Genomic DNA, 13,835 nt, shown 5'->3' on the forward strand with positions numbered 1-13,835 from the left:
TGGGCGTCTCGACGGCGTCGCTCGTCAAGTTTTTGTCGCTCGACACGGACCTCTGGACGGAGGCAAACCGCCTTCGCCGTCGCTTCGGTCACACACCGCTGCGCCGCGGCTGAAGCGCGCGGCGCAGGACATGCCCGAAGGCGTCTGGATCCACGTCGAGGTGAAGCGGGCGCTTGTATCGACTTTTCGGTGGTTGACAGGTACCAGGAGGCGGCGTAAGGTGGTGTCCGGCCCGTCCCGGAACGGCTCCGGACTTCGGATCGGATGGCGGGCTCGTGCTTCGTAGCGAAGTAGCCCTCTCTTCTCCGCCCTGCGTAGCGGGCTACGCAGAGCAGGGTCGCTACTTCGCAGAGTAGCACCGGATTGGGCTTCGGACCGGGTCGCGCCGAACTCCAATTTTCACCCGCTTCCGGGTCGCGACCAGAGAACACGAAGGGAACCATCCATGCGAAGGCTGACGGGAGTTGCTGTCCTGTGTTTGGCGGCGGGTTTGGCGGTCCTGTGCGCGGCAGCGCCGGTGGCAACCCCACCGGCCGGAGCGCCGCCCGAGAGCCTCCAGAAGTGGCGCGACATGCGTTTCGGCATGTTCATTCACTGGGGGCCGGTCAGCCTCAAGGGCACCTAGATCGGCTGGTCGCGGGGCAACCAGGTGCCGATCGAAGAGTACGACAACCTCTACAAGCGGTTCAACCCCACCCGGTTCAACGCCGACGAGTGGGCCAAGACGGCCAAGGAAGCCGGCATGAAGTACATGGTAATCACCACCAAGCACCACGACGGCTTCTGCATTTTCAACACGAAGCAGACCGACTACAACATCATGAACTCGCCTTTCCATCGCGACCCCGTCAAGGAACTGTCCGAGGCGTGCCGCAAGCAGGGGATCGCCTTCGGGACCTACTACTCGGTCTGCGACTGGCACCATCCCGATTTTCCCCGCGGCAGCCCCGGCGGCAAGACGCGCAAGCCCAATCCCAACCTCGACCGCTACGAGCAGTACCTGCGCAGCCAGGTCCAGGAGTTGATCCAGAACTGCGGGCCGCTGCTGACGCTCTGGTTCGACGTGCCGCAGGAATTCGACGCCGCGCGCGGCCAGGGCGTCGTCGATTTTGTCCGGTCGCTCCAGCCCGATATCCTCATCAACAATCGCACCGGCGCCCCCGGCGACTTCGACACGCCGGAGCAGCGAATCGGCAAGTTCCAGATCGACCGCCCCTGGGAAACCTGCATGACCATCTGCCGCCAGTGGGCCTGGAAGCCGGACGATGCCATGAAGTCGCTTAAACAATGTCTCGACGTACTCATCAACTGTGCGGGGGGCGACGGAAACCTGCTCTTCAACGTTGGCCCCATGCCCACGGGCGAGATCGAGCCGCGCCAGGTCGCACGCCTCAAGGAAATGGGCGACTGGCTGCGCCAGTACGGCGAGAGCATCTACGGGACGCGCGGCGGGCCGGTGCCGCCTCAGTCGTGGGGATGCACCACCTGGAAGGGAAACACGATCTACGTCCACATCCTCGACTGGCCGACCGACACTCTCAGGCTGCCCGCGATGGGAAAGAAGATCGTTTCCTCATCGGTTCTGAGCGGCGGCAAGGCGGAGGTGCGCCAAACGGATGACGGCATCGAAATCTCCGTCGCCCCCGCCGATCGGAAGGAAATTGATACGGTCGTGGCCCTCGTGCTCGACGGCCCGGCCGCCGAGGCTGCCGTGCAACCTTCGGCCTCTGTTGCGATGGGGAAATCGGCCGCCGCCGCGAACGTCTTCCAGAAGGACGTCGCCGGGTACGGCCCGGACAAGGCCTTCGACGGAAACCCGGAGACGCGCTGGGCCACCGACGGGGGGACGCACGCGGCCTGGTTGGAAGTGGACCTCGGGGCGCCGGTCACCGTCAACCGGGCGATGATCCGCGAGGCCTTCGCGGGGCGCGCAAAGGAGTTCGAACTCCAGGCCAAGCGCGACGGCCAGTGGCAGACGTTCGCGCGCGGCACCGAAATCGGGGAGGATCGCCTCCTTACGTTCGGGCCGATCACCGCTCAGGTCATCCGCCTGAACATTCTCAACGCCACGGAAGGGCCGACGATCTCGGAATTTCAACTATTCGCGGCGAAGAAGTAAGTCCGCTTCGGACGCGGCCGCGGTGTCCGGCGCGGGTGTGGTGACCTTATCCCACAGCCGACTTGATCGCCAGGCACTGAGCGAGAAGGGCTTCGAGGTCCTTGAGGCGCAGGGAGTTGGGCCCATCGGACTTGGCCTTGTCGGGGTTGGGATGGACTTCGAGGAAGAGGCCGTCGGCGCCGGCCGCGACGGCTGCTTTCGCGAGGAGTGCGGCCGCCTCCCGGCTGCCGCCGGTCGCGGTTCCCAGGCCGCCAGGCGTCTGGGCGCTATGAGTCGCGTCGAAGACGACGGGGTGGCCGAGCGCCTGAAGCGTCGGCAGGCCCGTCATGTCGGCCACGAGGCGGTTGTAGCCGAAACTCGTTCCGCGTTCCGTGACGAGGATCTGGCGCGCGCCCGCCTGTTCGGCCTTTTCGACGACAGGTTTCATGTCCCACGGGGCGAGGAACTGGCCCTTCTTCAGGTTCACCGCCTTGCCGTTCCGGGCGGCCGACTCGACGAGGTCCGTCTGCCGGCAGAGGAACGCGGGGACCTGGAGACAGTCGACCACGCGGCCGGCGATCTCGGCCTCCTGCGGGCTGTGGACGTCGGTCAGGACCGGCACCTGGAATTCCTTGCGGACCGAGTCGAGGATGGCCAGGCCCTCGTCGATGCCCGGCCCGCGGAACGACGAGCCGCTCGTCCGGTTCGCCTTGTCGTACGAGGCCTTAAAGACGAGGGGCACCTTGAGCCGGTCGGCCACGGCCTTGGCGTGCTCGGCGATGCGCCGGCAGAGGTCTAGAGATTCGATGACGCAGGGGCCGGCCACCAGGAAGAGCCGATCGCTCGCCAGCACGAGGTTGCCGACCTTCGCCTCTCGCGTTGCCATCGCCTTCTCCTTCGCGCACTCGAGATCCGGAATTTCAAATCTCGGATTTGAAATCCCGTATCATTCCCGCTTTTCCCTTTGCCGAACCAGCAACCGCACAGCCCGCGGCCGCACGGTGTACACGACCGGCGTCGTGGCGATCGCGTCGCCGTCCACCTGGACCGGCACTTCGCCCCTCGCGCACGTCACCTCAATCCGCCGGCCCTGCTGGTACGCGATCTGGCGGTCGCGGATGTGGGTCCCCAGTTTCGTCTGCATGAAGTACCAGAGGAGCGACCACCGCGAGCGGGTGCGGTAGCAGACGACGTCCAGCAGGCCGTCGTCCGCCACGGCGTCCGGCGCGACGCGCAGGCGGTTGGCGTACATGGGGGTGTTGGCGACCATGACGAGCCCCGCATCCTCGGCGATCACCCGGCCGTCCACCTTCACAACAAGGGGCGGGAAATCGTAATCCAGCCACAGCCGCGCCACCGGTGCGTAATACGCCCCGCGGTCGATGGGACCCCGCCGGCGCGAGTGTACAAGATGCGTCACCGCCGCGTCGAACCCGATGCCGGAAAACATGACGAACGGGTGGTCGTTGGCCAAGCCGACGTCCAGCGCGACGGGCCGGCCGTTCTGGATGAGGCCCAGGATCTCGCGCAGCGTGCCGGTCAGGCGGAAGGTCCTGGCAAAGACGTTCTCCGTCCCGCCTGGGACGACGCAGGCCGCCACCTGCCGGCCCACGAGGCCCGCCAGGACCTCCCGGTGCGTTCCGTCGCCGCCGATGCTGACGATGCAGTGCGCGTCGTCGGGCGTCGAGGTTGCGAGGCGGCGGGCGTCGCCCGGCCCCTCGGTCTGGCAAACCTCCAGGGAGAAATGGCGATGGCGCAGATGAAGCGCCAGGTGCTCGAGCAGCCGGCGGTCCTGACCGCGGCCCGAAATCGGGTTCACGATGATCCGCACGAGGCCCTGTGTCATCGGCCGAAGATCCTCCCCGGTCCCTTCGGCCTGGATTATAGGCATTCCCGGACCTCGCAACCACACCAAACCCCGTTCCCTTGCCGCCCCCAAAGCGATATGATGGAGGATGCCCTGGTCAAGGAAAGGAGTCGCACATGAAGGCCAAACGATGCTGTAGCCTCTTAGCGGCCGTGGGGATCCTGGTCGCCGCCGGAATCGCCTGGGCCGCCGACGAGCAGAAGTCGGTCTCCGCCCGCGTCGAAGTCCGTACCGAATCGGAGAGGGGCGGCCCGCCTCGCGTCCGCATGTGGGTGAACGGCCGGGAAGTCGAGCCGGGCGGCCCGCCCGTCGAAGCGGCGGAACCCAGCGAGTCCGGCCGGGCGTTTCTCGGCGTCGGCGTCCGCGACCTGACGGGCGAAGCGAGAAAGGAAAGCGGCGTCGAGGCGGGCGCTCGGGTGACGGAGGTCATCGAGGACAGCCCCGCGGCGGAAGTCGGCCTCGAGCCCGGCGACGTCATCACCGCCGTCGGCAACCAGAAAATCAACTCGGGGGCGGACCTGGTGGAGACCGTCCGCCGACTCAACGCCGGCGACCGCGTCCGCATCGAGTATTACCGGGAAGGCGCCCGCCGTCAGGCCGACGTCCGCCTGGCCGAGCACCCGGAACCCGTCCGCGGGGAACCGCCCGCACGCCGTGGACCTCCCGCCGAGAGGCCGTCCGGGCCCGGCGGCGCCGGGCCGCACGCCTTCCTCGGCATCCTGGTTGTTCCCCTCTCCGACGACATGCGCCAGATTGCCGGCACCGACCAGGGCGTTCTCATCGACAGCCTGACCGACGCAAGCCCCGCCTCCAAGGCAGGCCTGCTTCCCGGCGACGTCATCACGAGGATCGACGGCCGGCCGGTCACGACGCCCGACGAACTCGTCGAACGTCTCCGAGCCCACAAGCCCGGCGACGAGATCGGGGTGACCTATTACCGCATGGGCAATCGTCACGAGACGCACGTCGCCCTGGGCGAGGCGCCGGCCCGTGAATATTCCCCGCACGAAGGCGGTCCGCTCCTCGGGTTGCCGGAAGGGTTGCTCAAGGGACTCCCCCGGCTGCGTGAGTATCTCGAGGGCGTGAGGCCGGAAGTCGAGCAATGGATGAAAAAGTGGCGTGAGCCCCGCGAAGAATCGCCGGAGGAGCGTGAGCCCCCGCGGCTCAGGCCTCTAGCGCCGCCGGTGATGCCCGGCGACCCGTACGGCATCGGGAAGGACATCGGCCGGCTCCTCGAACGAATGGACCGCATCGAGCGTCGCCTGGACGAAATCGAACGGTCGCTCGACGAGAAATTTGAGGCGATCGAACGCGAGATCGACCGCATCCACGAGGAAAACAACGGGCGCCTCGAGCGGCTCGAGCGGCGGACGGAGCGACTCGAACGCTGAACGAGGCCGACAAACGGACAATTGGTTGGGCGGGCGAGCGGCGGGGCCGTACAATGGCCTCGGTGTGCCGGCGTGCGGTGACTCTGCCGCGGCGCCGGCCCCGGCAGGCAGGAGACCGGTGATGAGGCAGGCGGCAGTTGCGATGGCGGCGCTTCTGGCGATGGGCATGGTCTGGCCCCTGGTGGCGGCGGTCGGCGTCGGCGTGGCCGCCGATTCCGCGCGAGTGCGCGAATCGGCGGAATCCCCACTCGCACCGCCCGCGCCGATGCCTGAGGTCAAGATTCCCTCCATGCCCCCTGCGAAGTCCGGCGAGGCGGAAGCCACCGAGCCGGTCATCACGCCGCCGGCCCCCGTCCCGGAGGTTGAGATCCCCGCCATTCCGCCCGTGGACCCGAAGAATCCCTTCAGACCGCGCGAGTACAAACCGCCCGTCAAGGGGGGCCCCGCGCCCCTGGAAGAGGGCAAACGCCTCTTTGACCGCGAAGGCCGATTCGACAACGATGCCGAGGGCCAACCCGTCTTCGTCTTCGACTCGGGAGATACGCCGATGCGCCTCCTCGAAAGCCGATGGCGGGAGTACCTGGAGAGCGTCACCGACGAGGGCCGGAAACACGCCCGTTGGCGCGTCAGCGGCATCGTGACCCTGTATCACCGGCACAATTACCTTCTGCTGACGAAGGTCGTCCGCATCGAGGCCGAGGAAGAGCGCCTGTAGGAACCGGAGCCCCAGCGCGCGATGGAACTACTGGCCCCCTGGTCGCTGGTGGGCTTGGTGCTCGTGCCCGCCGTTTTTCTGTGGGGGCTTCTGGCGCCTCGCGGCCGGCACGTCGTCGTCGGGTCGCTGCTGCTCTGGAAGCGAGCGCTGGGCGGCGGATCTGCCGGGAAACCCTCCGCCCGAGTCCGCCTCAAGGATCCGCTCCTCTGGCTCGACGCGGTCCTGGTGCTCCTCCTGATCCTCGCGCTCGCCCGCCCTGCCGTCCGCACGGCGGCGCCCGTGGAGCCTGTGGCCACGCTCGTCATCGACCGCACGGCCAGCATGGGCGCCTCGGCCGGAGCCGAACAGGACCGGCGCGCGGACGGGGCGCGGGCTATGATGTCGGATGTCCTGGGCGCCCTGGGCGGCGCCCCCATTCGTCTTATTTTTGTTCCCGACGATTCGAATGCCGTCCTCGCGGAGCGGGTGACGGCCGAGGAGTTCCAGCGGCGCTTTGCCGGGACCTGCGGCTTCGTCCTTGCGAGTCGCGACGCGCTTCCGGTGGCGCAGGCCGAGGCCGCCCGCGGTGAGGACCTGCCAGTCGTTTTCGTGACCGACCTCGCGCCCCAGGAGGCGCTGCCCGCCAATCTGTACGTTCTTGCCTGCGGAGCGGAATCGCACAACTCAGGTCTCGTGCGCGTCGCAGGGCGGATCGAGGGCGAGAAATGGTGGCTCCTTGTGACCGCCCGGGCGACGGCGACGCCCGGGGCCAGCGATCTGCTCGTGGAAGGCGACGGCAATCGGTTGGCCGAACTCCCGCGCTTTCTCGCCCCCGGAGCATCCGCCGAGCGTGTTCTCGCCATGCCGGGCCGCCCCCCCGTTCGACTTCGGGTCGCACTTGCGGAACGGGCGGATGGTTTTCCGGCAGACGATGCCGCCTACCTCGTGTTGGAGCCCGGCCGGGATCTTCGTGTTCTAGTGACGGGCGATTGCGACGATTCTCTTCGTCGCGCCCTTGCCGCGCGCGAGGATACCGCTGTCCTGGAAACGCCCGACCTTTCCGGGGCCCCGCCGCCCGAAACGGATCTCGTGGTTGCCTATGCGTCTCCGACTCTGGACGCTGCGCGGGCGCTGCCGGCCGACTGGAAAGGTCCGGCGGCGCTCGTCCTGCCGCCTGAAGGGGCAGTCCCGGCGCGCCGGGAGACGGACCAGGAGGCGCCGGCCGAGTGGCGCGTCGCGGCGGACCATCCTCTGGCCGATGGCCTGTACCTCGAGCCGCCGCGCCTCGGCCCCGTCAGGCGGTGGACGGTGGGCGCATCGGCACAAGTTCTTCTCGGCACGCGCGACGTGCCGCTCATCGTCACCTGGGAGGCGAGTGGCGTGCGCCGCCTGGCTGTCCTCTTCGGTTTCGACGAGGCGGCGACGGATTGGCCGAGGCGGGCCGGGTTCCCCGTGTTCTGGCGGCGGGCGCTGGACTGGCTTGTCCCGCGCGACGCCCGCCGGACGGGCTTTCGAACCTACGCGCCCTTGGAACCGATGGCCTGCCCCGAGCGCAGTCGAGGGGCCGGGCGGAACCGCCTCGCCCCGGCGCAGCCGGCCTTCTACTCCGACGAAGCCGGCGCGTATGGCGTATCGTTCATCGGGTCCGATGAAGGGTTCCAGGCGGGTCCCGGCCGGGACGATTCCAAGGCCGCCGTCGAGGCGATTCGGCGGTCGATCGAGGCTCGCCGCCGCGCGACCCTCGCCGACCTCTGGCCGTACCTCGCCGCCGCGGCCGTTGCGGTGCTCCTGGGGCGCGCCCGGGTGGCCAAGTGAGGGGTGCACCCCCAAGTGAGCGGCGGGGTGGAAAAGCGTTGACACCTTTCTAACGCGGGCCTAGTATCCCCTGTCCTTCCCGCGCGAGGAGTCGTCTCACGGTGGTGAAGGATAACATGATCCACGTGACGGACCGCAATGGCGCGACGGGGCACCGACGAAATCCGAAACCTCTCCGCAAAAGGACGCTACGTGCGAATTGAGTGTCTTCGGCGCGGCACCGAGCACGGCTTCTCGCTGTGGGAAGTCGAGATTCTGCAAGAGTAGGTGGATGCAGAGAACGTGAACGAGGAGAAGGCGTCGGGAACCGTTGCCGAGCGCTTCTCCGCTTGCTTGGAGCAGATCATTGCAGAAGAACAAGATCTTCGTCTACCAATGTGCTCAGGTGGCGGCACTTGGCAGCCTGTTGTTCGGATTTGATACGGCCGTCATTTCCGGCACCACGGAGGCGCTACAGAAACTCTATGACCTGAGTGATGGCTGGCTCGGATTCACGGTTGCCAGCGCCCTGCTGGGCACCATTGTCGGGTCCATCCTCGTGGGTTGGCCCGCGGATCGAATCGGACGCCGTAATATGCTCGTATGGACCGGCGTCTTGTATTTGGTGTCCGCATTGGGCTGCGCCCTGGCATGGGACTGGTACTCCCTCCTCGTTTTTCGCTTCATCGGCGGCTTGGGCGTGGGCGGCGCATCGGTGCTTTCCCCGATTTATATCGCGGAGATATCCCCGGCCGAGAGCCGAGGCCGTCTGGTGGCGCTGGCGCAATTCAACATCGTGCTGGGCATCCTGCTGGCCTATGTATCGAACTATGTCGTAACGCTCTTTGATTTAGGGGATGTCGAGTGGCGTTGGATGTTCGGCGTCGAGGCGCTGCCAGCCGCCGTCTTCACTTTGCTTCTGTTTGGCATTTCTTACAGTCCCCGCTGGCTGATGGCCAAGGGACGCAAACAGGAAGCGATGGACGTTCTGTGCCTGCTGGAAGGCAGCCCCGAGATTGCCCAAGCAGAACTGTTGGCCATCCAGGAGTCGCTGGACCTGGAACACCACAGTCTGCGCGAGCGGTTCTACAGCAAGAAATACCTGAAGCTTATTTTGCTAGCTTGTGCGATTGCCGCTTTCAATCAACTTTCTGGCATCAATGCGTTGATTTACTATGCTCCCAAGATCTTCAAGATGGCGGGCGCTGCCGGGGGAAACGCCTTGGTGCAATCGGTCATCATCGGCCTGGTCAACCTGGTTTTCACCATGGCGGCCATGAGGGTGATTGACCACTTTGGTCGCAGGAAACTTATGTTGGTCGGGTCGATCGGATACATCTTCAGCCTCGGCTTGGCCTCCTACGCATTCTTCACGTACGGGGAGGACTTCACTCAGTTAGGCGGATTGACGCTGCTGGGAGCGTTGGTTTTATTCATCGCCTCACATGCCTTTGGACAAGGGACCGTGGTCTGGGTCTTTATCAGCGAGATATTTCCCAACCGGGTCCGGGCTCGCGGGCAGGCCGTTGGTGCATTTACGGTGTGGGTTTTCAACGCGGCTGTGTCTCAGACTTTTCCCATGGTTGCAGGGCAGTTCGGCGGCGGCGTCATCTTTGCCGTCTATGGCGGCTTTATGGTCCTGCAGTTGCTGTGGGTGATTTTCTTAATGCCTGAGACCAAGGGCGTGCCGTTGGAAGACATTCAAAAGCACATGGGCATCGAATAATAAGAATATGTGTGCCATGGCCATGAATTCGAGAGAGAGAATCATCGCCGCCTTGAACCATCAACAGCCGGATCGCGTTGCCGTTGATTTTGGCGGCCACCGATCGAGCGGAATCGCGGCCCTCGCCTACGCCAGGTTCAAAAAGGCTTTGGGCATTCATACGGGCAACATCTACGTCTACGACGTAATCCAGCAACTGGCCATCGTCGAGCCGGTTGTGCTGGATTACGTGGGCGCAGACGTGGTCGAGATGGGCCGGGGCTTTCTTTTGGATGAGAAGGACTGGCGGGATTGGACGTTACCCGACGACACGCCCTGCAAGATCCCCTGTTACGTGAACATGGAGCGAAGAGGCGAGGATTGGTATCTGCTCTCCAACGACGGCATCAGCCTGGGCATGATGAAGAAGGGCTGCCTCTATTTCGAGCAGGTATACTGGCCCTGGGCTGACGTCGATCCCAAAACCCAGGACTTTTCGGATATCGAACAGGCGTTTCAGCATAGCATGTGGACGGCCGTGCCCACGCCCGGCGGCCATATTCCGCTGACGGACCAGGGGAGCGGAGAATTGGCCGCCGGGGCCCGTGCGCTGCGCGCGTCCACGGACCGGGCCATTCTCGGCATCTTCGGCGGCAACCTGTTCGAGGTTCCGCAGTTTCTGTACCGGATCGATAATTATTTCATGCATATGGGATTGTACCCGGAGGCCTGTAAGCGATTGTCTCAGGCCCTCTGTGACTTTTATCTGCCGCGCCTGGAAAGATGGCTTTCCGCGGTTGGGCCCTACATCGACGTCATCCTGTTTGGCGACGACCTGGGCGGGCAGAACGGACCGCTGATGTCACCGGACATGTATCGCAGATACTACAAGCCTTGGCACACAATGCTCTGGAACCGGGCAAAGGAACTGGCGCCGTACGTTAACGTTCATCTGCACTGTTGTGGCGGAATCGAACCGTTGCTGGGCGATCTTATTGAAGCAGGACTCGAGTCATCCAACCCGGTCCAGATCACCTGCCAGGGCATGGATCCGAAGTTGTTGAAATCAACGTACGGCGACCGTTTCACGTTCTGGGGCGGGGGCTGTGATACGCGGCATGTGCTGCCGCACGGTACGGCGGCTGAGGTCAGGCAGAACGTGCGCGACCTGGCTTCCGTGTGGGCGCCGGGTGGTGGATTTGTCTTCCAGCAGGTACACAACATCTTGGCTGACGTGCCGCCCGAGAACATCGTGGCTATGTTCGACGCGATCCGTTCGTACAAACCCAGCGGCGCCTGCTAGGTTCTGTCTGACGAATCCGTGTATTGCCGATACCAGGTGTAGAAGGCCGGTAGGCAGCCGAGCCGAACCTGGGAGGCGACACGGATGCGACGAGACGAATTGTCCGATGAGCACTGGGAGGAGGGCAAAGACCTACTCCCGCCGAACGGAGGACGCGGTGGCTCAGCGGCCCGGATGCCCATTTTCAGGGCGGGTGAGTCGGGGGCGTTATCGAGCAGAGCTACCTGGCCGAATGCGCCCGGCCCCGAGGTCGGCCTCAAGAACCACGACGACGTGACCTTGCAAAACTCTGGGGAATGGGCGCAACTGCGCTGGCTGAGCGAGAACCACGGGCGGCTCTCCCTCAGGGCCGAGTCGGCGCCGCAATCCCTGGTGGTCTCCGACCACCCGCTCCTGAACACGGGCACCATCCTGGTCTCCGGCGATTTGTCTGCCCCGAACCTTGGAGCCTACCTGGGGCTCCGTGAGGGGTTGACCATCGCCGAAGGAGGCTCCGTCGAACTCCAAGGCTACGCCACCCTCGAGGTCGGCTCCGCGTCCGCCAGTGGCTGGCACGAAAAGAACTTGATTGAGGTCGTCGGCGGGACGCCGCGCGCCGGCCCGGCGGCCACCATCGCGGGCCTCTCGGGCACCACGCTCGAAGGGGGGAACTCATGTGGGCCGTCCGCGACGCCGTGGACGAGGCGACCGGGATCGTGACGCCCGGGGCGATCGATCTCCAGGGCCATTCGATCGAGTACAACAAGAGCCACGTGATCCTGATCGGAAGCCAGGCCCGGTTTGACGCGATGGCGGCTCTGCGCGGGAACCTGTGCATGGACACTGGCATCGGGCGCGTGGATATCCAGGAAGGCTTTCACCTGAGCCGGGACCACGACTTCACGAACGAATATGTCGTGTCCGTCGCCAGCGGCGGCCTGTTGCCTGACGCAAACGCGGCCGGGAAAAAGCGTTGACAGTTTCCTGACCGCCGCTTACCATTCCCTGTCCTGCCCGCGCGAGGAGTCGTCCCACGGTGATGAAGGACAACATAATCCACGCGATGGACCGCGATGGCGTGACGGTGGCCCGAATCCGCGCCGAAGCCATTCTCAACGAGGACCAGGTCCAGGCGTTCGGCCAGGCGCTCCTGGCGCTGGCCGATATTCCAGGCCGGCGGGTGATTCTCAATTTCCTGGGTGTCCACCACCTGAGCAGCCTGGCGCTCGGGGAACTGATTCGGTTGCATAAGCGGCTCGCGGAATCGGGCGGCGAACTGTGTCTGGCGGACATCGACCCGCGCATCTGGGAGATCTTCGCCATCACCCGCCTGGACCGTCTGTTCCGCATCTTCGACCGCGAGGAGGAGGCTGTTGCCGCCCTCCTCGGCGAGGGCAGGGCGGAGACCTAGCGTGGACCAATCCCCCGCCGACACGCGCGACTCCGCCGGATGGACCGAAGAAGTCCTTCCCACGCGCCTGACGGCCATCCGGGAATCGGAGCGGAAGGTCCTGGCGCGCCTGGCGGCACTCGGCTACGGCGAGGACCATTGCTTTGCCGTCCGCCTCGCCTTCGAGGAGGCCCTCATCAACGCGATGAAGCACGGGAACCGGATGGACCCTTCGCGGCAGGTTCGGCTGGCGTATCGCATCTCGCCGGAGCGCGTCGAGATCTACGTCGCCGACGAGGGCGCCGGCTTCCGGCCCGATTGTGTGCCCGACCCGACGGTGGATGAGAACCTCCAGCGCCCCTGCGGTCGCGGCGTGATGCTCATGCGGTCCTACATGGACGAGGTCAACTACTCGGCGAACGGCACGGAAGTGCGCATGGTCAAATACCGCGCGAATCCCGTCCGCGGGTTTCCGGAATCGGGTCGGCGTTGCTAGAAGGAGGTGGTTGCCATGAAGGTCCAGGTGCGACAGGAAGGGTCCTGTACGATTGTCTCGATCCAGGGGTCGGCGGACGTGGGCGCTTCGGCCGCGCTGCGCGACGCCTTCCTCCGCGCCGTCGACGTCGGCGCCACGCGCATCGTCTGCGACCTCTCGAAGACCGACTTCATCTGCTCCGATGCGCTGGGGGTGCTGATTACGGCTTATCTAAAGGCCCACGGCCGCGGCGGATTTGTGCGCCTCGCCAATCCCCAGAAACGGTTGCGCGAACTCCTGGCCACGACGCGCCTCGACCATCTCTTCGACGTGTTTCCCGACGTGGCGTGCGCCTTGAAGGATGCGTAGGCGGCCACGGGCACGCTAGATCCACTTCCTGCGGCGGAAGAACCAGACCATCCACGCTGTGCTGACCACCATGAGGAGCAGCGCGGCCGGATAGCCCCATTTCCAGTAGATTTCGGGCATAAACCTGAAGTTCATCCCGTACAGGCTGGCGATGAAGGTGATCGGCATGAACACGGTTGCGATGATCGTCAGCACCTTGATGACCTCGTTCGTGCGGTTCGTGACGACCGACATATAGGTTTCGCGCGCCGTTGTGATCATGTCCCGCTGGTTCTCGACCGTGTAGACCATCCGCAGCAGATGGTCGTAGGCTTCGAGCCAATAGGCCATCGCCTGCTTCGTCACGGGCCCGAACTCGCCCCGCACGATCCGCCCCACGACGTCGCGCTGCGCCCCGGCCACGCGCCCCAGGTACAGGACCGTCTGCTTCAGGTCCAGCAGTTCGTGCAGGAGCCTGTCCGTGGGTTTGCGGAAGATCTGAATCTCGAGTTCCTCGAGCAGGTACTCGATGCGGTCGAGCGTCGGCGTGAAGTTGTCGATGATCTTGTCCACGATGGCGTGGGTGAAAAAATCCGCGCCGCGCGACAGCACCCGCTGGCCGTCCTTCTCGCAAAGGTCGCCCATGTCCGACAGGCTTTTGACGGGCACGGAGTGGTACGTCAGCACGAAGGACCGGCCCCAGAAAATGTCCACTTCGAGCGTGTCCACGATCGCCACGGCGGACTGGATGTTCACGGCGTGAATCACCATGAAAAGATACCCGTCGTAAC

Annotated in this window: 16 protein-coding genes; 13 read left to right on the plus strand and 3 right to left on the minus strand. The window is 65.2% G+C overall.

Annotation, left to right across the window (positions count from 1 at the left end; all coding sequences use genetic code 11):
- The first annotated feature begins 445 nt into the window (after window positions 1-445).
- Together NTX40_08805 and NTX40_08810 are read left to right on the plus strand one after the other, a co-directional pair.
- The gene (locus NTX40_08805; protein MCX5649178.1) at window positions 446-625 is read left to right on the plus strand and encodes a hypothetical protein; all 180 of its coding nucleotides are present in this window, start codon (window positions 446-448) and stop codon (window positions 623-625) included.
- 24 nt (window positions 626-649) lie between these two features.
- A complete protein-coding gene (locus tag NTX40_08810; GenBank protein ID MCX5649179.1) occupies window positions 650-2,119 on the plus strand; it encodes an alpha-L-fucosidase in 1,470 nt (489 codons plus the stop codon).
- A gap of 46 nt (window positions 2,120-2,165) precedes the next feature.
- On the opposite strand, the gene kdsA is transcribed toward NTX40_08810, so the two are convergent.
- Both kdsA and NTX40_08820 read right to left on the minus strand, forming a co-directional pair.
- On the minus strand, window positions 2,166-2,984 hold the full coding sequence (kdsA, locus tag NTX40_08815) for a 3-deoxy-8-phosphooctulonate synthase (GenBank protein MCX5649180.1): 819 nt from the start codon (window positions 2,982-2,984) through the stop codon (window positions 2,166-2,168).
- A gap of 60 nt (window positions 2,985-3,044) precedes the next feature.
- A complete protein-coding gene (locus NTX40_08820; GenBank protein MCX5649181.1) occupies window positions 3,045-3,944 on the minus strand; it encodes a diacylglycerol kinase family lipid kinase in 900 nt (299 codons plus the stop codon).
- 137 nt (window positions 3,945-4,081) lie between these two features.
- Here NTX40_08820 and NTX40_08825 point away from each other — a divergent pair, with 137 nt between their 5' ends.
- From NTX40_08825 to NTX40_08875, 11 genes are all read left to right on the plus strand, one after another.
- Entirely contained in the window at window positions 4,082-5,356 is a 1,275-nt protein-coding gene (locus NTX40_08825) for a PDZ domain-containing protein (GenBank protein MCX5649182.1), read from the plus strand.
- Between the two features lie 121 nt (window positions 5,357-5,477).
- Entirely contained in the window at window positions 5,478-6,071 is a 594-nt protein-coding gene (locus NTX40_08830) for a hypothetical protein (protein ID MCX5649183.1), read from the plus strand.
- Between the two features lie 21 nt (window positions 6,072-6,092).
- On the plus strand, window positions 6,093-7,865 hold the full coding sequence (locus NTX40_08835; protein ID MCX5649184.1) for a BatA domain-containing protein: 1,773 nt from the start codon (window positions 6,093-6,095) through the stop codon (window positions 7,863-7,865).
- 138 nt (window positions 7,866-8,003) lie between these two features.
- On the plus strand, window positions 8,004-8,132 hold the full coding sequence (locus NTX40_08840) for a hypothetical protein (protein MCX5649185.1): 129 nt from the start codon (window positions 8,004-8,006) through the stop codon (window positions 8,130-8,132).
- Between the two features lie 79 nt (window positions 8,133-8,211).
- A complete protein-coding gene (locus tag NTX40_08845; protein MCX5649186.1) occupies window positions 8,212-9,570 on the plus strand; it encodes a sugar porter family MFS transporter in 1,359 nt (452 codons plus the stop codon).
- Window positions 9,571-9,586: 16 nt separating this feature from the next.
- Window positions 9,587-10,852 (plus strand): methyltransferase, encoded by a 1,266-nt coding sequence (locus NTX40_08850; protein MCX5649187.1) that lies wholly within the window; start codon window positions 9,587-9,589, stop codon window positions 10,850-10,852.
- Window positions 10,853-11,125: 273 nt separating this feature from the next.
- Window positions 11,126-11,551: a hypothetical protein gene (locus NTX40_08855; GenBank protein ID MCX5649188.1), complete on the plus strand. Its 426-nt coding sequence runs from the start codon at window positions 11,126-11,128 to the stop codon at window positions 11,549-11,551.
- Complete coding sequence (locus tag NTX40_08860) at window positions 11,506-11,808, plus strand: hypothetical protein (protein MCX5649189.1); 303 nt, start codon at window positions 11,506-11,508, stop codon at window positions 11,806-11,808. Before NTX40_08855 ends, NTX40_08860 begins: the two co-directional genes overlap by 46 nt.
- A 62-nt stretch (window positions 11,809-11,870) precedes the next feature.
- Entirely contained in the window at window positions 11,871-12,242 is a 372-nt protein-coding gene (locus NTX40_08865; GenBank protein MCX5649190.1) for an STAS domain-containing protein, read from the plus strand.
- Window position 12,243: 1 nt separating this feature from the next.
- Window positions 12,244-12,717: an ATP-binding protein gene (locus NTX40_08870; GenBank protein ID MCX5649191.1), complete on the plus strand. Its 474-nt coding sequence runs from the start codon at window positions 12,244-12,246 to the stop codon at window positions 12,715-12,717.
- A gap of 15 nt (window positions 12,718-12,732) precedes the next feature.
- Window positions 12,733-13,065, plus strand: a complete 333-nt coding sequence (locus NTX40_08875; protein MCX5649192.1) for an STAS domain-containing protein — start codon at window positions 12,733-12,735, stop codon at window positions 13,063-13,065.
- A gap of 15 nt (window positions 13,066-13,080) precedes the next feature.
- Here NTX40_08875 and corA read toward each other — a convergent pair.
- Window positions 13,081-13,835: magnesium/cobalt transporter CorA (corA, locus tag NTX40_08880; GenBank protein MCX5649193.1), on the minus strand; the 755-nt coding region annotated here is incomplete at its 5' end.

Source organism: Planctomycetota bacterium (assembly GCA_026387035.1).
Taxonomy (GTDB): Bacteria; Planctomycetota; Phycisphaerae; order FEN-1346; family FEN-1346; genus JAPLMM01.

Excerpts from the sequence above, each read along its gene's own strand:
- NTX40_08805 (MCX5649178.1), top strand. The coding sequence starts at position 446 with ATGCGAAGGCTGACGGGAGTTGCTGTCCTGTGTTTGGCGGCGGGTTTG.
- kdsA (MCX5649180.1), bottom strand. The coding sequence starts at position 2,984 with ATGGCAACGCGAGAGGCGAAGGTCGGCAACCTCGTGCTGGCGAGCGAT.
- NTX40_08820 (MCX5649181.1), bottom strand. The coding sequence starts at position 3,944 with ATGACACAGGGCCTCGTGCGGATCATCGTGAACCCGATTTCGGGCCGC.
- NTX40_08825 (MCX5649182.1), top strand. The coding sequence starts at position 4,082 with ATGAAGGCCAAACGATGCTGTAGCCTCTTAGCGGCCGTGGGGATCCTG.
- NTX40_08830 (MCX5649183.1), top strand. The coding sequence starts at position 5,478 with ATGAGGCAGGCGGCAGTTGCGATGGCGGCGCTTCTGGCGATGGGCATG.
- NTX40_08835 (MCX5649184.1), top strand. The coding sequence starts at position 6,093 with ATGGAACTACTGGCCCCCTGGTCGCTGGTGGGCTTGGTGCTCGTGCCC.
- NTX40_08840 (MCX5649185.1), top strand. The coding sequence starts at position 8,004 with ATGGCGCGACGGGGCACCGACGAAATCCGAAACCTCTCCGCAAAAGGA.
- NTX40_08850 (MCX5649187.1), top strand. The coding sequence starts at position 9,587 with ATGGCCATGAATTCGAGAGAGAGAATCATCGCCGCCTTGAACCATCAA.
- NTX40_08860 (MCX5649189.1), top strand. The coding sequence starts at position 11,506 with ATGTGGGCCGTCCGCGACGCCGTGGACGAGGCGACCGGGATCGTGACG.
- NTX40_08865 (MCX5649190.1), top strand. The coding sequence starts at position 11,871 with ATGAAGGACAACATAATCCACGCGATGGACCGCGATGGCGTGACGGTG.
- NTX40_08875 (MCX5649192.1), top strand. The coding sequence starts at position 12,733 with ATGAAGGTCCAGGTGCGACAGGAAGGGTCCTGTACGATTGTCTCGATC.